The organism is Rhizobium esperanzae (assembly GCF_014197615.1).
GTDB classification, from domain to species: Bacteria; Pseudomonadota; Alphaproteobacteria; order Rhizobiales; family Rhizobiaceae; genus Rhizobium; species Rhizobium esperanzae_A.
The window spans coordinates 207,743-228,183 of the sequence record NZ_JACIFY010000002.1; the positions used below are offsets into that span (position 1 = coordinate 207,743).

The 20,441-nt window shown below is 62.6% G+C and carries 18 protein-coding genes and 1 pseudogene; 1 reads left to right on the plus strand and 18 read right to left on the minus strand.

Annotated features, from left to right (window positions below):
- Positions 1-463 precede the first annotated feature (463 nt).
- The 14 genes and pseudogenes from GGD57_RS03590 to GGD57_RS03655 all read right to left on the minus strand — a co-directional run bounded on the left by GGD57_RS03590 (position 464) and on the right by GGD57_RS03655 (position 15,966).
- Positions 464-1,960, minus strand: a complete 1,497-nt coding sequence (locus GGD57_RS03590; protein ID WP_184466924.1) for a right-handed parallel beta-helix repeat-containing protein — start codon at positions 1,958-1,960, stop codon at positions 464-466.
- A 401-nt stretch (positions 1,961-2,361) separates the two neighbouring features.
- A complete protein-coding gene (locus GGD57_RS03595; protein ID WP_184466926.1) occupies positions 2,362-3,570 on the minus strand; it encodes an ABC transporter permease in 1,209 nt (402 codons plus the stop codon).
- Between the two features lie 4 nt (positions 3,571-3,574).
- The gene (locus GGD57_RS03600) at positions 3,575-4,714 is read right to left on the minus strand and encodes an ABC transporter permease (RefSeq protein ID WP_184466928.1); all 1,140 of its coding nucleotides are present in this window, start codon (positions 4,712-4,714) and stop codon (positions 3,575-3,577) included.
- A complete protein-coding gene (locus GGD57_RS03605) occupies positions 4,711-5,409 on the minus strand; it encodes an ABC transporter ATP-binding protein (protein WP_184466930.1) in 699 nt (232 codons plus the stop codon). The genes GGD57_RS03600 and GGD57_RS03605 overlap by 4 nt, the downstream gene beginning before the upstream one ends.
- Positions 5,410-5,580: 171 nt before the next feature.
- Positions 5,581-6,771: an efflux RND transporter periplasmic adaptor subunit gene (locus tag GGD57_RS03610; protein WP_246713536.1), complete on the minus strand. Its 1,191-nt coding sequence runs from the start codon at positions 6,769-6,771 to the stop codon at positions 5,581-5,583.
- Positions 6,772-7,024: 253 nt separating this feature from the next.
- A pseudogene (locus tag GGD57_RS03615) lies at positions 7,025-8,070 on the minus strand (helix-turn-helix domain-containing protein).
- 174 nt (positions 8,071-8,244) lie between these two features.
- Entirely contained in the window at positions 8,245-8,826 is a 582-nt protein-coding gene (locus tag GGD57_RS03620; RefSeq protein ID WP_184466932.1) for a dienelactone hydrolase family protein, read from the minus strand.
- Between the two features lie 27 nt (positions 8,827-8,853).
- The gene (locus GGD57_RS03625; protein WP_184466934.1) at positions 8,854-9,219 is read right to left on the minus strand and encodes a cytochrome C oxidase subunit IV family protein; all 366 of its coding nucleotides are present in this window, start codon (positions 9,217-9,219) and stop codon (positions 8,854-8,856) included.
- Between the two features lie 7 nt (positions 9,220-9,226).
- Complete coding sequence (locus GGD57_RS03630; protein ID WP_184466936.1) at positions 9,227-9,961, minus strand: heme-copper oxidase subunit III family protein; 735 nt, start codon at positions 9,959-9,961, stop codon at positions 9,227-9,229.
- Between the two features lie 11 nt (positions 9,962-9,972).
- On the minus strand, positions 9,973-10,686 hold the full coding sequence (locus GGD57_RS03635) for a cytochrome c oxidase subunit 3 (RefSeq protein ID WP_184466938.1): 714 nt from the start codon (positions 10,684-10,686) through the stop codon (positions 9,973-9,975).
- Positions 10,683-12,452, minus strand: a complete 1,770-nt coding sequence (ctaD, locus tag GGD57_RS03640; protein WP_184466940.1) for a cytochrome c oxidase subunit I — start codon at positions 12,450-12,452, stop codon at positions 10,683-10,685. Before ctaD ends, GGD57_RS03635 begins: the two co-directional genes overlap by 4 nt.
- A gap of 100 nt (positions 12,453-12,552) precedes the next feature.
- Entirely contained in the window at positions 12,553-13,371 is an 819-nt protein-coding gene (locus GGD57_RS03645) for a cytochrome c oxidase subunit II (protein ID WP_184466942.1), read from the minus strand.
- A 201-nt stretch (positions 13,372-13,572) separates the two neighbouring features.
- Complete coding sequence (locus GGD57_RS03650) at positions 13,573-13,962, minus strand: c-type cytochrome (protein ID WP_184466944.1); 390 nt, start codon at positions 13,960-13,962, stop codon at positions 13,573-13,575.
- 1,086 nt (positions 13,963-15,048) lie between these two features.
- A complete protein-coding gene (locus tag GGD57_RS03655; RefSeq protein ID WP_184466946.1) occupies positions 15,049-15,966 on the minus strand; it encodes an MYG1 family protein in 918 nt (305 codons plus the stop codon).
- 317 nt (positions 15,967-16,283) lie between these two features.
- Here GGD57_RS03655 and GGD57_RS03660 point away from each other — a divergent pair, with 317 nt between their 5' ends.
- A complete protein-coding gene (locus tag GGD57_RS03660) occupies positions 16,284-16,775 on the plus strand; it encodes an HIT family protein (RefSeq protein WP_184467402.1) in 492 nt (163 codons plus the stop codon).
- Between the two features lie 40 nt (positions 16,776-16,815).
- Here the strand turns inward: GGD57_RS03660 and GGD57_RS03665 are convergent, their stop codons facing one another.
- The 4 genes from GGD57_RS03665 to GGD57_RS03680 all read right to left on the minus strand — a co-directional run bounded on the left by GGD57_RS03665 (position 16,816) and on the right by GGD57_RS03680 (position 20,307).
- Positions 16,816-17,379, minus strand: a complete 564-nt coding sequence (locus tag GGD57_RS03665; protein WP_184466948.1) for a hypothetical protein — start codon at positions 17,377-17,379, stop codon at positions 16,816-16,818.
- Positions 17,380-17,492: 113 nt separating this feature from the next.
- Complete coding sequence (locus tag GGD57_RS03670; protein ID WP_184466950.1) at positions 17,493-18,257, minus strand: ABC transporter ATP-binding protein; 765 nt, start codon at positions 18,255-18,257, stop codon at positions 17,493-17,495.
- Positions 18,254-19,294 carry an iron chelate uptake ABC transporter family permease subunit gene (locus GGD57_RS03675; protein WP_184466952.1) on the minus strand — a complete coding sequence of 347 codons (1,041 nt, stop codon included), beginning with the start codon at positions 19,292-19,294 and terminating at the stop codon, positions 18,254-18,256. Before GGD57_RS03675 ends, GGD57_RS03670 begins: the two co-directional genes overlap by 4 nt.
- Positions 19,291-20,307, minus strand: coding sequence for an ABC transporter substrate-binding protein (locus GGD57_RS03680; RefSeq protein WP_184466954.1), 1,017 nt, complete (start codon positions 20,305-20,307; stop codon positions 19,291-19,293). The genes GGD57_RS03675 and GGD57_RS03680 overlap by 4 nt, the downstream gene beginning before the upstream one ends.
- Between the last annotated feature and the right edge of the window lie 134 nt (positions 20,308-20,441).

Sequence of the window (20,441 nt, forward strand, 5' to 3'; positions counted from 1 at the left end):
GTGACGGCGGTCAGGCAGGCCTATCGGCCTGCCGTGCTCCCGAGAAGCCTGGCGGTGGCTGCATCTTCAACAATACAACTTATGGGAAAATAATCCAGAGAACGGCGACCGAAAGGTGAATAAACGGTAACCTATCGTGCTGTCGGGAATGGTCGGGCCTCATGGAGTGGCCGACTCTTTCCCTTACGGGCGTGCCAAGTGGCACCCCCCTCTGGCCTGCCGGCCATCTCCCCCACAAGGAGAGAGATCGGCTGGGCGATATGGCTTCCCCAAACAATTGAGCATAGTTATTGTCGCAGCCGTTCATGAGGGAGTGATGGTCAAGCCCCTTGCCAATCTCCACCCTTGTGGGGGAGATGTCCGGCAGGACAGAGGGGGGTGCCACACGGCATACCCAACCGCACCATACGGCAGCGTAGAAGAACGAGGGCGGGCGGCTGATCAGGCCACCCCGCCCGCACTCTCAGCTCACCAAACCATCCATATGGATGTACACCGTCAGCGTATCCGCATCGCTATGATGCGCGTTTCCGTCGTTGACCCCGTAGCTGAAGGACTCGCTCACATGGCCGTCATGGCCGGGGAGCTTGGTTTCATCGAGCGTATAGGCATAGTTGCCTTCCCGGTCGACGTGGATGGAACCATAGTCGCCGGTCAGCGTCAGGCCGTGCTTGCCTACACTTTCGTCGCCGAAGCGGCGCAGCACCAGGGTGTCGTTGTCGGAGCTGTCGTTTTCGAGAAGATTGCCGCGATGGGCCTCGCCGTTATCGGTGAAGATCTTCAGATTGTCGTGGACGGCGACGACGGCCGCGTCCGCGGCAGCCTCCGTCGTCGTCGTTGCGGCGGCGACCTTGGTGTCGGCGCTCGCAAGCGTCGTTTCCACATTGGCGACCGTCTGGTTGCCGCTGACGGTAAACGTGTGCGCGTCGGCGATGGCGGGCGAGATGCTGGTGGCCGTTGTGCCGCTCTCGATCGTGTTGTTGGTGAAGGAACCGGAGGCCGGCCTGTCGACCTTCAGCGCCGCCTGCGAGAGGTCGTCGAAGGTGTTGTCGTGCACCTTGATATTGGTGCGGGTATAGCTGGTGCCGACAGGGCCGCTGACGGCCACGCCCCATGCGCCGTCATGGATATGGTTGCCCGAGATGTCATAGTCCCGGGCATTGCCCTGATCGCCGAGGCCGACGGCGAAGGACCAGCTGTAGCCGTGAAATCCGGATATGTCGTTGTCGCGGATGGCGATGGTCTTGCCCGCCTGCGCGCTGATTCCGAAGCCACCGCCGGTCAGCACATTGTCCTCGACCACGGCATTCGTCGGCCTGACAAGCGCGATCACGCCCTTCGGGCTGCTGGCATCGGTCTGATCGAGATGATTGCCCTTGATCAGAATATTGCTGCTGTCGTTCATCTGCACGGCATCGGCCGTCGAGCCGTTCGCGCCGGTGACGGTGTTGTTGAGAAGCTTGACGCCGGCGACCTTCTCGATCCAGAAGCCGTCGCCCTTGACATCGGTTACCTTACTGCTTTCGACGGTGACGTTCTTGCTGCTGCGGAAGGTGACGGCGCCCGCGCTTTCCGACAATCCCGTCTTGGAGATGTCGACATTGCGCACCGTCCAGTTCGTGACGCTGCCGCCATAAATGCCGGCGCCGCCGATGTTCGAGATCTTCAGGTTCTCGATGACGATGTTGGAGGCATAGAGGCTGTGAATGCCGTCGCCGTTGCTGTGGATGACCGGGGCTGAGCCCGTCCCATAACTGCCGATCTTGATCGGCGCGCTTTCGGTGCCGGAATATTTGATATCGAACTGCTCGTTGAACACGCTCCCCTTGGCCAGCAGCACGCTGTCGCCCGGTTTCAGTTTGAGGGATTCCACTTTGGACAAAGTCGCAAAAGCCGATGTCTGGTTCGTTCCGTTGTTGCCGTCGGAGCCAGTCGTTGAGTTCACATAGTAGATTGTCATATCGCCAATGTTGCCCTGTTCGTCGGATCGCTACATCGCCACTGGAATCGACCGGGACCGGCCGTCCGAATGCGGCGGGGGCAAACGTAAGTGGCAAAGAGGCGACAAGATGTTGTCAATGCGGCAGCCGGCCGGTTTGCCGCTCTATTCCACAGACAAGGGCGCGGGTGTCGCCAAGCATCCGGAAAGTTGCAACTTGGCCCGAGAAAACAGCGACTTGAAAGTGAATAAATCGAAGAATCCGGGAGGAACGCACCTCACCTTCAGGGTGTACGGCAGGTGATTCGCTCTTGGCTCGCGCTCGTCCCGCAGCGGCATGCTACACCGATCAGCCCTCATGGTGAGGAGGCTCGAGGGGCCGTCTCGAACCACGAGGGCGGGTGATAATCACGAGCGCACTCCTACCCCCTCGCCCGCAAGGCCGAGCTCAGCGGCAGCCGCGCCGCCGCCAGCGCCGGAAGCGCCCCACCGATCACGCCGACCGCCAGCCCCAGCAGCCCTGCGGTCAAAATCACATCCGCCGTCACATCGAGCTGAAAGGCCATCTTCGTATTGTTGGCTCCCATCGTGCTCGCCTGCCAGCCATTGAAAGCAAGCCGAGAGCCGATCACGCCGACGACCGCCCCCGCCGCCGAGAGCAGCACCGCCTCGACCCAGGTGGCAGCAAAGGCCGGCAGGCGGGAAAAGCCGAGCAGGCGCAGCGTGGCGATCTCGATCGCGCGGTCGGAAACCGAGCTCATCATCGTGTTCAAGGCACCCGCCGTCGCACCGATCGCCATCAGCAGCGCAATCGGCCAGCCGAACAGGTGGATCAGGCTTTCGGTGCGTTCGGCCTGCGCGGCATAGAGATCGGCCTCTGAGACGGCGGTGAGCGGCGTCCCCGATATATCGGACAGACGCTGGCGCAGCACCGCCAGCGCTGTTGCGGGGTCGCCGCCGGCAAGCCGCACGCGCAGGCTCTGCACCTGCCCCTGGCGGTCGAAGGCCGATTGCACCGCGTCCAGATCCGCCCAGATCTCGGATTCGAAGGCGCTGCCGCCCGCCGTGAAATGACCGGCGACGGTCCAGTCGACTGCGCCGAACCGCACCGTCTGGCCGACGGCAAAGCCGGGGAAAGCCTCCGCGATGCGGGCGCCGACGACGATCTCGCGGGCGCCTGATGCAAACATCCGCCCCTGCGAAAGCCGGGCGCGGCTGCGCAGATCGAGCCCGGCCGGGTCCATGCCCCTCAGCGACAGCGTCTGCTCGGCACCGTCGCTCCCCCTGACATCGATCGGCACGATGGTCTCGCGCGACAGCACCGGCTCGCCCACCCCATCGCCCACAATTCCGCTATCGCCGCGGACTGCGGCAAGGCTGCGGATCGCATCGGCAGGCACGTCCGAGCCGGTTTCCTGGTTGGTGCCGCCGCCGAGAATGACGGCGATATCGGGCGAGCCAGCCCCGGCAAGAGTGGCCCCGAAGCCGCGCGCCATCGCCAGAAAGCCCGTGAGCACCGCCACCACGAGGGCAACCGACAGCACCATCGACAGCGAGATCGCGAGCCGCCTGGGCAGGCTGCCGAGGTTGACTCTGATCATGAGAAAGATCTGCTTGAGCGCTGATGACATTGGATTATCTCGTTCTGAAGGCGTTGACGATGGGCAGGCGCATGGCGTTTGCGGCCGGCAGCAGCCCGGTCAGCAGGCCGAGCCCCGCGATGATCGCGGCGGATTTCAGCAGCACCTCACCGCCGAAGACGAGGCCGAATTCCGGCCCGATCATGAACGTCGCGAGCTTGGCCAGAATGAGCCCGCCCGCGCCGCCGACGGCGAAGATGAACAGCGTCTCGCCGAGAATGAGCGCCACGATCCGCCCGCGGGAAAAACCGAGCACCTTCATCACGCCGATCTCGAAGCGGCGCTCCCTGATGGCGAAGAGCATGGTGTTGACCGATATCATCAGGATCGTCACGAAGGCGGCGCCGACGACGAGGCCGACGATCAGCCCGACATCGGCAAACTGCCGGAGAAAGGCTTCGAGGAACTGTTTTTCCGATTGCGTCCTGGTCTGTGCCGCCGAATTGGCAAAGAGCGCATCGATGCGCCCCGCCAGCACGCCTGAGGCGACGCCGTCGCGCGGGCGCACCACGAAAGCATCGACCGTATCCCTGTCTCTTGCGCGGGCTGAATTGACCATGTCGTAGCGGGCGAGCATGAAATAGGTGTCGGTGCTGACATCGGCGCCATCGAAGATGCCCGACACGGTGAAACTCCAGTTCCGGCTGCCGTCGACCTTCATCATCTGGCTGGTGATGCTGATGTGCTGGCCGATCGACCAGCCCTGCGCCTCGGCCAGCGCCCTGCCGACGAGCACCCGGTCGCCACCCTCTTCCAGCGCCGCGATCAGTTGAGGCGTCAGTCCGAGTTCGGCGCCGTTGGCAGCGGCAATCGCCCGCGGATCGACCGCGCTGACGGCCACGACATTCTTCTCGACTTCGACGAAGCCCCGCATGCGCGCGGTATAGGCGACGGCCGCGACATCGCCTTCCCCAGCGATCCGGTTAAGATAGGCAAGCGGCAGCGGCAGCCCCCGGCCCGATTTGTTGAAGACGCCGAGCAGGTCGTCGCTGGCGCCGGCCGCCCCCTGGCTGCCGCTGACGAAACTCGCCGTCAGCCCATAGATCAGGAAGGCGATGCCGACCGAACACATCAGCAAGATGGCCCGCAGCCGCTTGCGCCAGGCATTGCGCCGCATGAGCTTGAAAAAGGTCATCGGCTTTCCCCCTCGACGAATGCGCCCTTGTTGAGATGCAGCGTGCGCCGGGCAAAGGCAGCGGCCTCGGGGTCATGCGTGACCATGATGATGGTTTTCCGAAGCTCGCGATTGAGGAAGGCCAGCATCTCCAGGACGTCATTGGCCGATTTCCGGTCGAGATCGCCGGTCGGCTCGTCGCAAAGAATGAGGTCGGGATCGGAGACGATGGCGCGGGCAATGCCGACGCGCTGCTGCTGCCCGCCCGACATGCTCGACGGAAACTGCCGCTGCCGCCCGGCGAGCCCCACCAGATCCATCACCGTATCGACGCGCGCCCGCCGCTCCTTGCGGCCGAGCGGCTTCAAGAGCAACGGCAGTTCGATATTCTCCGCCGCATTCAGCATCGGCAGCAGATTGTAGAACTGGAAGACGATGCCCATGCTGTGCGCCCGCCAGGCAGCCCTCGCGCCTTCACCCATCTGCTCGAGATGGCTGCGCCCGATGCGGATCTCGCCGGCATCCGGGCTGTCGATGCCGCCGAGCATATTCAGCAGCGTCGATTTCCCCGAACCCGACGGCCCCATGACCGCGACGAAATCGCCGCGCGGAATGGAAAGGTCGAGCCCTGAAAAGATCGGTATGGTCTCCGCCCCGATCCTGAACGCCTTCCGGACGCCGGCGAGCGCGATATAAGGGTCTTGAGTGTCGTTCATTGCTCTGCTCCTTGGTGGTTTATTGATCGGATGAAATCCCGCCGCCGGAGGCCGCCCTCGTCCTCCGGGGCGCATCAGGATGAGGTCGGAGAGAAGTCGCAGCTTGTCGCACCGAAGCCGCGGCCGCACAGCACCTCAACAGTCCTCACAACACGGCACACCGGTCAGCCCTCATCCTGACGTGTGCAGGCCAACGGCCGGAGCCTCGAAGGACGGGGGCGGTTGATGGCCACCGACGGCCTGCGGAGTGGAGGCAGCCTCCCCAACCACCAGCCGGATGCGCGCCGCCATGGCGGGCCGCATGCCGGAAGGCGGCTGGGAGATCGACAGACGAAGCGTCACCGTCCCCTTTTCCCGCGAAATGACCGGCGCGATCTTCGACACCTCGACCGGAAAAGGCTGGCCTGGAAAGCCGTCAAGCACCGCCTCGCCGGACAGGCCCGGCCGCATCAACGCGATATTGGACTCAGCGACATCGGCATCGATGACCAGGCTTGCGGTATCGGCGATGACGAGCAGGCTTTCATTCTCCCGCACGCTGTCCTCGCGCGACAGCACCGTATCGCCGATATGCGCGGTCAACCGCGTGACGGTGCCGGAGATCGGCGCACGCACGGTCAGCGCCTCCACCTGCTCGCGCGCCTTGTCGATCTCGAGTTCGGCTTTTTCGACATCCTGCCTTGCCTGCAGGGCGGCATTCTCGGCGCCGTCGGCAGCCGTTTTCGCCTCCTCCAGGGCCTGCGCCGACATGGCATCGCGCCCGGCCAGCCGCTCGGTGCGCGCAAGCGATGACCGTGCCTGCGCAAGCTCGATGGTCTTTGCCGCCAACGCCAGCTCCGCCGATTGCCGGGCGATCTCCGCGCCCCGAAGCGCAAAACGCGCGCCGGCATCGTCGAGCCGCGCCAGCACCTGTCCCGCCGCCACCCTATCGCCCGCCTCCACCTCGACCGCGACGATCCGGCCCTCATATTTGGAAAAGACGGTGGCGATATCGGGTGCGACGACGTAGCCGGAGCCGGTGATCTCCCTGGGCGCAGCCGTGCTCTTCACCCCGCCGTCGGCCGGCGCCTGCATTCCCTCGACGGCAGCACCGCCCTTGGCCGGCGCCTCCACTCGATGATCCGATATAGCCGGATCACTGCCCGAAAACCCCACAAGCGCCGCCTCGATGCGCTCAAGCGCCTCAAGCCGGTAGAAAAGTACTCCCGCCAGCGAGGCCGCCGCCAGGGCGAGCATTGCGCCAGGAATCATGCGCCGCCGGCCACGAGGCTCCGGCGGCTCTGTCTTCAAGGCCGCGGGCTCGATCGAAAGCGATCTCAGCTTGGCGGCAAGGGCTCGGTCATGTTCTGATGTCGTGTTCATGCCGGCAGCATGGCCGCCGGTGACAAAACCGCGACCTCGAACAGGTTTCAGGCGGTGCTCGATCGCGATTGAGGACGTGGTGGTCGGGCTCTTGGGGGCCGTGACTGGGCATACGCGCCTCGACCAACAACTGTATTGCCGTGTGGCACCCTCTTTTTTCTCCTCACGCTTCTGCGCGAGGGAGCGACAGGAATCCAGTGCACCCGACAACAATCGATAGCGACGTCCCAAGCATCGGAACGATGCGCTTGCCTCACCCCTTCCGCTGCCGCCAGGCGACTGGCGTCATATCCGTCACCCGGCGGAACTCGCGATTGAAATTTGACTTGGTCTGAAAGCCGACTTCGAACATCACTTCGGTGACCGGCTTCTCGGTATCGGCAAGCAGGCGGCATGCCTCGCCGATCCTGTAATCATTGACATATTGCGAGACGTTCTTGTCCATCGCCCGGTTGATCGCCGCCGAGATCTGGCGTGCGGGAATGCCGGCCTTGCGGGCCAGCCGGTCGAGATTGAGATTGGCGTCGCGATAGAGCTTCCTTGCTTCCATCAGCGCATCGACGGCGGCGATCGTCTCCTTGTCCTCGGTCGTCTCAGGCTTCGGGACCGGCTCCGCCGTTTCGGCCGGCGCCCGGCTGCGGCTCGCCGCCGCCGCCGCGATGCCGAGGATGACGAGGGCGGCGAGGTTGCCGACGCTGATCAGCGTCAGCGCGCGTTCGCCATGTGCCGAGGTGAAATCGAGAAAGACGAAGGTATCGACCGCGGCCGACAGGCAGAGCGCCGCCGCCGCGAAGATGATCGCCCGATAGGCCGGCACCGCTCCCTCGAAGGGCGCAAGCCGAAGCGCATCCGCGCCGGGGCGCATCAGAAGCAGGATCGCCAGTGCATAACCGACGAAGACAAGCACCAACGCGGTGTCGATCGCATCCCGCCAGAACGCCATCAACAGCAGAAGGACGGCGGCAGGCACGGAATGCAGCGCAATCCGCGCCGGCAACGGCCGCCGGCTCGTCTTCACCAGCCCGGAAACACCTGCATAGGCAAGCGGCGGCACCAGCGCCGCAATGATAGGGACGATCATGCCGACGGCCTGCACCCCATAACCCCAGCGCAGGCCCGAGAGGAAGGATTGCAGTGCGCTCAGCAGAAGGAGCGTCAGAAACGGCCGGTTGGGCTGCCCCTCTTCGTCGCGTCTGAGCACGATGACGAAGAGGATGAGCAGCAGCAGGGCAACGACGAAGGGAAGCGGAATGAAGATCATGGGCCGTAGGATCGAAATGGCGAATGGAAGACCATCATTGCCGAGATCCTCGCCCGGCGCGACCTTCATCATGTTTTAGGACGCGTTTTAGGTTCGGATTTTCGATCTGGCGCCCCCGGAAATCAGCCGGGGGACGCCGTCGCGATCAGCCAAAGCCGAGCCGAGGTTCAGCCGGTCAGACGCCGTTCAACCGCTGCGATGGCCGGCACTGATCAAACGCGATCCAGGAAGGCAAGCACGCGGGCAGTCAGCAGCGCGGTCGCATCCGCGTCATAGGACGGCAGCGAGCTGTCGGCGAAGTAGTGCTGATCGCCGGGATAGAGGAAAAGTTCCGCATCCTCGACCGCCTCGACGATCTCGCGGGCGGCATCGATATCGCCCTCGCCTGCGAAAATCGGATCCTTGTCCATACCGTGGATCTGGACCGGCACGCCATCCGGCCAGGGTCCGAAGGCCCACTCGCCACGGATCGGCAGGCAGGAGTAAAAGAGCAGAGCCCCACGGGCTCCGGGCCGTGTCTGTGCCAGCTTCTGCGCCGGCAGCACGCCGAACGAAAAGCCGGCATAGACGATCTCCGCAGGCAGGTCGTCGGCGAGGCGAACGCCGCGCTCCCTCATTTCGTCGAATCCGATCCCGTCGATATAGGCGAGCCCTTCTTCGATGCTTTGAAACACCTGCCCCTCGAAGAGATCCGGCGTGTGCACGATGTGGCCTTTTGCCCGCACGACGTCGGCGAAGGCGCACACACCCGGGGTCAGCCCCTGAGCATGGTGGAACAACAAGACCTCAGCCATACGAAACCTTCTCCCGATGATCGCTGTCTACGGCGTAGCACCAAAGAAGGCGAGCCGGGTGAAGATCGTATAGTCCGCTTCCGATACCATCAGCGCCACGAAGACCAGCACCAGCACCGGCGGCAGCAGGATGGCATAGACGAGCGCCAGCCTCTCCCAGGCCATATGCATGAAGACGGCGACGATCAGCCCGGCCTTCAGCATCATGAACAGCAGGATCAGAGTCCACCTCAGATAGCTCTGGAGGCCGAGATAGTCGACCATGTAGGACGCCGCGCTGAGGACGAAGAGCAGCCCCCAGACAAGGAGATAGAGCCGGATCGGATGCTGCTGTCCGGTGTGCGCCTGTGCGTGCACCGCTTGGCTTTGGGCATGCGCCGTTGTCTCGCTCATGACGACCTCACCACAGATAGAAGAACGCGAAGATGAAGACCCACACCAGGTCGACGAAGTGCCAGTAGAGGCCCATGATCTCGACGGCCTCGTAGCGGCCTTTCCGACTGGTGAAGAAGCCGCGCCGTTCCACGTCGAAATCGCCCCGCCAGACCTTGCGGGCGACGATGAGGAGGAAGATGACGCCGATCGTCACATGGGTGCCGTGGAAGCCGGTGATCATGAAGAAGGTCGATCCGAACTGGGCTGCACCCCATGGGTTCTCCCAGGGGCGCACGCCTTCGGTGATCAGCTTCGTCCATTCGAAAGCCTGCATGCTGACGAAGGTTGCGCCGAGAAGTGCCGTCAGCAGCATCAGTATCGCGGTCACGCGGCGGTCACGGCGATAGCCGAAATTGACCGCCATCGCCATGGTGCCGCTGCTCGAGATCAGCACGAAAGTCATGATCGCGATCAGGATCAGCGGCACATCCTGGCCGCCGATATGCAGCGCGAAGACCTCACTCGGATTGGGCCAGGGGACGGGCGTCGACATGCGGGCGGTCATATAGGCGATCAGGAAACAGCCGAAGACGAAGGTGTCGCTGAGCAGAAAGATCCACATCATCGCCTTGCCCCAGGAGGCGGTCTTGAAGGCGCGCTGATCCGAGCTGAAATCGGCCGCGACTCCGCGAAGCCCCGCGGGTCTGAGATCTGCCTCGCCATGTTTCTGGACAGAATGTGTCTGGACAGAATGTGCCATCTGCAAATCCTTTAGCTTATCAACGTGCGGCAAAGATCGACGAAATCATTCGCCCAGCCGGCAAAAAGCGCGAAGAGCAAAAGCCAGACGGCGAGCATGAAATGCGAATAGATGGCCGAAAGGTCGACGCTGAGCCGCAGTCTCTCCGGTGCGACATCGGCTGCGAACGCCTTGACCGTCGTATGCGCCAGCACGGCAAGCCCGCCCAAAATATGCAGCCCATGCAGGCCGGTGAGCATATAGAAGAAGCTGTTGGCGGGATTGTCGGCCAGGACGTAGCCGGCCGCCGTCAGTTCCCGCCATGCCTGGATCTGCCCGGCGAGAAAGAAGACGGCAAGTGCCAGTCCTGTCGCAAGCGCCGGCCGCAGGCTTTCCATCCGGCCGTGCTGTGCTTCACGTTTGGCCCATTGCAGTGCGGCGCTGCTCAAGGCCAGTGCCGCGGTGTTTACCCAGAGCAGCCGCGGAACCGGCATCCCCCACCAGTCCGCCGATGCCGCGCGCATGAAATAGGCGCTGACGGCAAGGCTGAAGACGGCGCCGACGACGCCGAGAAACACGAACAGGCCGATCTTCACTGCCGGCACAAGCGCCCGCTCGGTGCCATGATGATCCGGCAGTTGCACCGAGCCGGTTTCCAGCCAGGGTTTCGAGGTCAGCCGCTGCCCGGCCAGCCACCAGATCATGATGGCGGCGATGGCGGCGAGGAAGATCAGCACGACGCTCATGCCGGGACCTCTCGCGTCACGCCGTCGCTTGCCGGCACATTCTGCGGAATGAAATCCTCGGCCGCACCCGGCACGCTGTAATCATAGGCCCAGCGGTAGACGACAGGCAGATCCCTGCCCCAGTTGCCGTGTGCGGGCGGCGTCTGCGGCGTCTGCCATTCGAGCGTCGTCGCCCGCCAGGGATTGCCGCCGGCCTCCCTGCCCCGGAAAAGGCTCCAGACCAGGTTGAACAGAAAGACCATCTGCCCGGCCCCGACCACAAGCGCCATGACGGTGATGAAGATATTCAGCGTATGGGCCGAAGGCGGAACGAAGGCCGTTTCTCCCATCTCGAAGTAACGGCGCGGCACACCAAGCAGGCCGAGATAATGCATCGGAAAGAAGATCGCATAGGTGCCGAGAAAGGTGATCCAGAAGTGGATATGGCCGAGTGTCTCGTCCAGCATGCGTCCCGTCACCTTCGGATACCAGTGATAGATCGCCCCGAAGATGACGAGGATCGGTGCGACCCCCATGACCATGTGGAAATGCGCAACGACGAACATCGTATCCGACAGCGGCACGTCGACGACGACATTACCGAGGAAAAGGCCGGTCAGGCCGCCATTGACGAAGGTGACGATGAAGGCGAGCGCAAAGAGCATCGGCAGCGTCAGGTGGATGTCGCCGCGCCAGAGCGTCAGCACCCAGTTGTAGACCTTGATCGCCGTCGGAATGGCGATGATCAGCGTCGTGGTGGCGAAGAAAAAGCCGAAGGCCGGGTGCATGCCGCTGACATACATGTGGTGCGCCCAGACGACGAAGCTCAAGCCGCCGATGATGACGATCGCCCAGACCATCATCCGGTAGCCGAAGATGTTCTTGCGCGCATGCGTGCTGATCAGGTCGGAAACGATGCCGAAAGCCGGCAGCGCGACGATATAGACCTCCGGATGCCCGAAGAACCAGAACAGATGCTGGAACAGGATCGGGCTGCCGCCGCCATGCTGCAGCTGCGTGCCCATCTCGACGATCGCGGGCATGAAGAAGCTGGTGCCGAGCACGCGGTCGAACAGCATCATCACGCAAGCGACGAAGAGCGCGGGAAAGGCGAGCAGCGCCATCACGGTCGCCGTGAAGATGCCCCAGACGGTGAGCGGCATCCGCATCAGCGTCATCCCGCGCGCCCGCCCCTGCAGCACGGTTACCACATAGTTCAGGCCGCCCATGGTGAAGCCGATGATGAAGACGATCAGCGAGGTGAGCATCAGCAGGATGCCCCAGTCCTTGCCGCCGGGCGTGCCTGACAGAACGGATTGCGGCGGATAGAGCGTCCAGCCGGCCCCTGTCGGGCCGCCGGGTGCGAAAAAGCCGGCGACGAGGATCAGCACCGCAAGCAGATAGATCCAGTAGCTCAGCATGTTCGCGTAAGGAAACACCATGTCGCGGGCGCCGACCATCAGCGGAATGAGGTAATTGCCGAAGCCGCCGAGGAAGAGCGCGGTGAGGAGATAGATCACCATGATCATGCCGTGCATGGTGATGAACTGGTAATAGTGATCGGCATCGATGAAGGCGAGAGCGCCGGGAAAGGCAAGCTGAATCCGCATCAGCCAGGAAAGCACCAGCGCCACCAGGCCGATCGAGATCGCGGTCACCGAATATTGCACGGCAATGATCTTGGCATCCTGGCTGAACACATATTTCGTCCACCAGCTGTGCGGATGATAGAGCTCGACATCCTCGACTTCGGCGGAGGGGATGCTGCCGGATGGAATCTCGACCATGATCTCTCTTCCCTTCCCGCCGGTTTCTTGAGCCGGCATGCGGTCTGTGACCGCTGGGGTTCCCTGAACCGGCAAACGGCTTTTCGGCCGCTGCATCGCGTCAATTTGCCGGCGGCGGCTCTCCCGATGACGCCGTCAGCTGGGTGAATGTCTGCTGCTGCCCGAGCCAGGTCTGGTAGTCCGCATCGTTATCGACCACGACGCTGCCGCGCATTTGCGGATGGCCGACGCCGCAGAGTTCGGCGCAGAGAATCTCGAAATTGCCCGTCCGCGTCGGCGTGAACCAGAAATAGGTGACCATGCCGGGGATCATGTCCATCTTGGCCCGGAATTCCGGCACGTAGAAATCGTGCAGCACATCGATAGAGCGCAGCAATATATGCACCGGCTTGCCGATCGGCAGATGCAGTTCGCCGCCCTCGATGATGACGTCGTCGAGGCCGTTTGCGTCGTTCTTGTCAAGCCCGAGCGGGTTTTCGGCAGTGACGTCGCGCGTCTGCGCACGGCCGAGCTTTCCGTCCGCCCCAGGCAGGCGAAAACTCCACAGCCATTGCTGGCTGACGACTTCGACCGATGCGGCATCGGCAGGCACCGTGATGAACTGGTTCCAGACGATGAGGCCGGGCGCCAGCATCGCCGCGACGCCGACCGCCGTTCCCCCTGCCAGCATCAATTCCAGCCGGCGGTTTTCGGGCTCATAATGCGCCCGGTTGCCCGGCCTGTGCCGGAAGCGGAAGACGCAGTAGGCCATGAACGAAACCACCGCGACGAAGACGATGCCGGTGATCCAGAAGGTGATGACGAGGGTGCTGTCGATATAGGTCCAGTTGGACGCGATCGGCGTCCACCACCACGGGCTCAGCACATGAAACAGCACGGAGCCGACGACAATCAGGACGAGGATCAGCACGACAGCCATATCCGCTCCTCCTCGAGCAGGTTGACCCGTGAAACCGCATTCCGCAAAAAGCCCGTCTATATTATCGAACAGATTGTTTATTATCGCACAGATAGAAAATATCGGCAATTACGGCAATTTAGCCATGGACCAGCCGCCGCGACCCGTCATTTGGAGTATTGCCCGCCACCGGCAATATTGCCCATGACCGGGGATATTGCCTCACTGCGAATACTGCTTGAGATAGGCGATGAGATCGGTGATCTCCTGATCGTCCTTCAAGCCGACGAATGCCATCTTCGTGCCCTTCACCTTTGCTTTCGGATTGTGCAGATAGTCGCGCAGCACCGTCTCGTCCCAGACGAGACCGCCTTCGCCAGCCGCCTTCATAGCGGCCGAGTAGGCGAAATCAGGATGCGTTCCGGCCTTTCGGCCGAACAGCTTGTTCAGCGACGGACCGACCTTGTTCGTATCGGATTCGACGACATGACAGACCGCGCATTTTTTAAAAACGACGGCGCCCGCGGTCGCGTCGCCCTCCTGCGCCCCTGACGCAGCAGGAAACAGGGCAATGACGGATGTGGCGATCAGCAGAACAATACGGTAATCCACGGCAAACCTCATCCTCCTGAAGGTCGCCAGCCACTCGCACCCTTCGCGATCTTTCGCGTATGGGTAGTGGTTGTTATTACTAAAGCTTAGTCCTTCGCGGCAGCAAGTCAATCAGTTCCGCATTTGGAGCTACCGGAACGCGATCCGATCTCCGGCGGACCCGACGCGGATCTCATCTTAGAGATCGAGGCTCCAGCCAACGTAAGCGCTGTTTTCCTAGCACAGGGACCAAGAGCGCTGGCCGTATCAGACGCTACGGCTGTGATAGAGATGGCAAGAACGCGCCAGGAGCGGTCGTTGGTGAGGCAACGGTGAAGTGGTATTGCTAAAATCCAAACGAAGATCGGAAAGCAATCGCAAGAAAATTCTGCTTCTGTTTGCGCAGCTCTTACCCGTGAGGGATCGATCTATGGAGTTGGCATGATTATCGACTGCAGGTCCGCGTTGGAAACGTTCGGGCATCTCCTGCTACGCGTCTTTATGATTCTCCTGGGCTATCTTGCGGGAGTAATCTCATTCGGATTGGCGCAAGCGATAATCACAGTACTCTTACGTGAAGACGAGGCTTCTCGATTCATCCAACTTCCCGGATCGACTGTGCCTTTTATCTTGTTGGGTTTGTATTATTTCTTTGGACCAGTTCTGTTGATTGTAAGTGTTGCCGAAACCTTGGGCTATCGGCGCGTTGCCTACTATGCAGGAACTTGGGCGCTTATGGGATACGTTATAAGCTCCAACGCGGAACCGTTCCTGCCACCGCTTCGTTACGATGTGCTTTTCGCCTACCAAGACACCATTTGGGCCTCGTGCGGGATTCTGGGAGGTATCGCTTACTGGGCAGTAGCGGGCCGGGTAGCGCGACCATTGTTCCCGACAGCAAAGGACAACGCTCGAAGCAACCCCCTCAGGGAAAAGCGTCAATACCTATACCGAAGACCGTAATGGCAGCAGATGGCCGCTTCGGGCCGACTGCAGACTTCACCGTGTGTTCGCTCCGAGAAATTCCACGGCATTGGCTCGTGAACCGGCTCTGCTGATGGCCATTGACGATGGGTTGAGCGTGGCAGTTAGCTGTCGCCATTTGGCCTAGCCGCCGAGCGCCTCCCGCACTGCCAGCTCGGCCATGGCAAGTGCCGCCTCGCGGGTTCTGGCGGCGGCGATGAAGCGGCCGTTGTGGCAGAAGCTCGCGCCCTCTATGCCGCAAACGGCCTCCAGCTCTCCATTGGTAAGACCGGCCCAGGCTGCCGGCAGATCGGCCCGGAGCTCGAACCCTTCTTCGGCGCGGCGGATGCCGGTCACGCACCAGTCTTTTTCACGCGGGTGGACGACGAACAGCAGGTGATCGGCGCCCGCCTTGACGATGGCCGGACGGAACGGCATTCCCCTCGGTAATTCCAGAACATGCCCCTGCCCCGCAGCCTGGATCGCCTGATGCACGATCGTCTCCGCCCGCAATTTTGCAGCACTTTGGCCGATCCTGGCCTCGACGAAACTGCGGGCAACGGCAAGCGCCGCATGGAAAGCGCGATCGTCGGCCTCGGGCTCCACTTCGTCGAAAACCGGTTTCAGGGTCTCTAGCAGCACCGGCAGCGTCAAGCTGGCCAGCGGCCCCGAAGGGCTGAGCGCGCCGTTGTCGGTCAGATCGATCGGCAGCACGAAGCCGGCGTCGAAGGAACCATGAACCGCCTCGACATGTGCCTCGGGAAGGCCGGAGGCTGCGAGATAATCGCGGCCGTAATGTTTCCAGATCAGGCCGAACGAGCTGTAAGGCTGGCCATCTTCGCGTAGCGGCGCACCACGCTGGTGGTGATCGAATATCCGGGCAACAGGGTCATAGGTTCCACCGACATCGTAGATGATGCGGTCTTCGCCCGGCGTGATCCATTCCGGCGCGCGGCTGCGGACGATCCGCGCCTGCGGGAAAAGCCGCGTCAGGATGACGCTCGACAGCAATTCGTCGGCATGGAAGCCACCGGAATGGGTGACGAGGAAATCAGGGATCATGAGAGCTATACGCCTTGTCGTTCGCGGAAGGTCCGCTTGCGGGTTGGCACCAGATAGCCGTTGCCGGCCGCTATCTCAACCCGCCCGTCGCGCATTTCACTCAGGGTCTTGTCGATCGCCGCCCATTCGTCGTGCTCAAGCTTTGCGAGCGACAGACGCCCGGTGGCCGCGCCTCGTCACACGAATGTCAACGGCTGCGAAGGCGAGAGCGAGCCTTGGTCGATCTTCTGGATCGACATTGCAGCCATTGCAAACCTGCCTATTCTGCTGCCATCAGAAGTGATAGCGACATTTGCGGGAACGGAGAGAGGCAGCACTTGGAAATTCCTCCGCACTTTCATGTTGCCGAGACGGCCGGATGGCTGGTGAACCACCGTATGAACTCCGCCCTTCCCGGCTATCTCATGATCGGCTCCAAGACCGACACGACCGATCTGTCGGATTTATCCGTAGACGCCTTGGCCGAGTTCGGCCCCTTGCTCGCAAGAGCTCAGAGCGCATTAAAGCGGGAATTGAGCGCTCAGCGCGTCTATATCGGCCGATACGGGCACACGCCCGGTTATCCGATCCATTTCCATGTGATCCCGATCTATGACTGGGTGGAGGAATTGTTCTGGAAGGACGCCCGCTATCGCCAGCTGGCGAATTTCGCGGAGGGACCGGGGGAAACGACAACGGATGGCGCGGAACTGACGCTGTTTGTCTGGCGCGAGTTCTGCGAACGCACAGTGCCGCCGTCGGTCACGCGGCCATCGGTCTCTAAGGCCATCCAGTTGTTACGGGCCGCGATGGTATTTCCGGCGTCTTAGGTCTTTGCGCTCAGACATGACATGCACTGAGGTAACAAGCCTAAGGCAGCGCCGGTCCCGGCTGTCCTGCGACAAACGCACGCCCGGCTGCCGCAATGGCATGCAGGCAGATGAGCCCGATCGCGGCCAGAGAATTGATCAGCAGGACATCAGCCACGACGGACGCCGAAAAGGCGCCCTCGCCTGAAGGAAGCACCGCCTTTGCGGCAAAAAGCACGCCTTCATAGGCAACGAAGCCGGCGATGAAGGCGCCGGCCATGGTGACGGCAAGGTCGGCAGCGAGACGAAGCACCCCAAGCGCTGCAGCCAGCGATGCGAATGCCGCAACACCGATCGCCAGACCCCAGGCATAACTGTCCCAAGTCTGGGGATAGCGGAGCACGAGATACCCGACCATCTGGTTGGCGAGCCAGGCCAGCAGTACCGCCGTCACCGCCATCCGCCGGGGAAGAATGACCGCCGACACCGCCGCCAGCGCCACGAAGGGCGTGACGCAGGCAAAAAGCAGGCTGAGCGCAACGCTCGCACCTGAAATGACGACAACCCAGGCAACAGCGAAGCCGGGGACGACAGGGCGCAAGGGAAACTGATTTCGTTCGAGCATCTCGAACCTCCGTTCGACCGGGCGCTCGCGCGCCTCGCAAAATCATACGCCAGTCCAGGAAAAAGGCCAGTGAGGTCACACCACCCCTTGAGGGCGAAATTACCGGCCATTCTTCAATCGATGACGTATTGGATATGATGGCGGCCATGCACGGCCGATTTCTGGACATGGGCGCGAACGCCGAAGACCCGGCCGATCATATCCTCCGTCAGCACATCCTCCGGCGCGCCGGAGGCGACGACCTCGCCCTTCTCGAGCACCGCCAGGCTGTCGCAGAACATCGCCGCCAGATTGAGATCATGCAGCGCGACGACAGAGGTGATGCCGAGTTTCGAGATCAGCGAGAGAATGTCGAGCTGATGCTGGATATCGAGATGGTTGGTCGGCTCGTCGAGCAGCAATTCGCTCGGCGCCTGCGCCAGGGATCGCGCGATATGGACGCGCTGGCGCTCGCCGCCCGACAGCGTCTGCCAGAGTTGGCCCGCCTTCTCCCGCATGCCCACCCGCAACAGGGCCTCTTCGACGGCGGCATCATCCGCGGCGCCCCAGGACGACAGCAGCCCGCGATGCGGCGTGCGGCCGAGCCGCACCACGTCTCGTGCCGTCAATTGCGTATCGGTCGCCGACTGCTGCTCGACGAAGGCGACGCGGCGCGCAAGGGCTGCGCGCGACAGCGAGGCAATGTCGTCTTCCCCGAGCTTGATGACGCCGCTGCGAACCTTGCGCAGCCGGCAGATCAATCTGAGCAGGCTCGATTTTCCCGAGCCGTTCGGCCCGAGCAGGCCGAGCACCTTGCCCTTTTCCACAGCCAGACTGACGCCGTTGACGATGACGGTGTCGCCGGCGGCAAAGCTCACCTTGTCGATGCGGATGCTCATGCGCTTCTCCGAGCGCGATAGAGAATGACGGCGAAGGCCGGTGCCCCGAACAGCGCGGTGACGACGCCGATCGGCAAGATCTGCTGCGGTATGATGATGCGCGAAACGATATCGGCGCCGACCATGAAGATCGCGCCGCCGAGCGCCGTTGCCGGCAGCAGCCGCCCATGTGCCGGCCCGACGAGGAAGCGGGCAGCATGCGGAATGACGAGGCCGACAAAACCGATCGAGCCGACCATGCTGACGACGCTCGCCGTCATCGCCGCGGTCGTCCCGAAGAGCGTGATCTGGACGCGGCGTACGGAAATGCCGAGCGAGGCTGCGGCATCGGTGCCGAAGGCGAAGGCGTCGAGCGCCCTGACATGAGCAATGCAGATGATGAAGCCGACCAGCGCGACCGGCGCCGAAAGGTAGACATCGGGCCAGCGCACGCCGCTGAGTGAACCGAGAAGCCAGAACAGAATGCCGCGCGCCTGCTCGGCATTCGCCGACGTCGTCACTACGTAGGAGGTGAGCGCATTGAAGAGCTGCGACCCGGCGACGCCGCAGAGAATGATGCGCTCGCCGGTTCCCCCGACCCCCGTCGCCAGGAAGCCGACCAGCAGGAAGGCGATGACCGCGCCGATGAAGGCGCCGCTCGAGAGGCCAAGAACGCCGTAACCGAAGCCGAGGATCATCACGCAGACGGCGCCGGTCGAGGCGCCGGCGGAGATGCCGAGCACATAGGGTTCGGCCAGCGGATTGCGCAGCAGCGCCTGGAGGATCGCCCCGCAAAGCGACAGCGACGCGCCGGCGCTGGCGGCAACCAGCGCCCGGCTCAGGCGATAATCCCAGACGATGCCCTGGTGGATGCGGCTGAGTTCGAAATCCGTTCCGAACAGCCGGTTCGAGACGGCCTCTGCCGTCGTCGCAAGCGGGATGGCGATCTCGCCGATGGAAACGGCAAGGCTGACCATCAGCCCGAGAAGCAGCAACGCTGTTGTGGTGAGCGCTGCCAGCGCCCACCATCCTGGTTTCCTGGCCGGCGTTGCGCTCACTGCGAAAGGCCGAAAGACTTGATGCCGTTCGCCAATGTCTCGATGCCGTCGATCGTCCGGATCGTCGGATTCATCGATTGCGCGTCCATCATCACGAAGTGCTTGTTCCTGACGGCATCCAGTTCCCTGGTGACCGGGTCGTTTTCGAGAAAACCGACCTTGACCTTGGGATCGTCGGCCGCGTAACGGCGGCGATCCATCGTCGCGATGACGATGACTTGAGGGTTTGCCTGGGCGATGGTTTCCCAGCCGACCAGCGGCCATTCCTCTTCCGTCGTCACGACGTTCCTCGCACCGATCGTCTTCAGGATATAGGCCGGCGCGCTGTTCTTGCCGGCGATAAAGGCGTCGCCATTGACGTCCTTGCTGGAGAACCAGAAGACCACCGGCAGGTTCTTGCCCGCTGCGCCTGAAATCGACGCCACGGCATCGGCCTCGCGCTTCTTCAGCTGCGCGATCAATGCATCGCCGCGCTCCTTGACGTCGAAGATCTCGGAGAGTTCGGCGATTTCCTGGTAGATCAGGTCCATCGTGAACAATTCCCTACGCACGCCGTCGCCGCCGTCGGTATTGACCTTGGCGACGCAATCGGCCGGCGCGAGATAGGTATTGATCCCGAGGTCGGCGAACTGCTCGCGTTTGCCGACCGAGCCCTGCGCACCGACATGCCATTCGAACTCGGCCGCCACCAGATCGGGCTCCTGCCCGACGACGGATTCGAAGCTCGGATCGTTGTCGGCAAGCCGCTTGATCTTGCTGTTGGCCTCGGCATATTGCGGCAGGACGGGACCGACCCAGACGGCCGTACCCGTGATCTTGTCGGCAAGGCCAAGCGAAAAGAGGACTTCGGTCGTGCCCTGGCCGATCGAGACGATCTTTGCCGGCGCTTTCTGGAAGGTCACCGCCTGGCCGCAATTGGTGATGGTCAGCGGATATCGGGTCGCGGCAAGGCTTGGTGCCGCAAGGCCTGCGAGCCCGAAGGCAAATGTCATGGTGGCGAGAATTTGGCGCATGGAAAACCTCGATGAAGTGAAAAACGCCCGGGCTGTGCCGCGCGCCGATATGCGGGCTGTAATCACGCTTGCGCGTGGATTAGCCGCAGGAAACCCAATCGAGAGGGATGCATGCCGATATCAGGCGAAGGTTC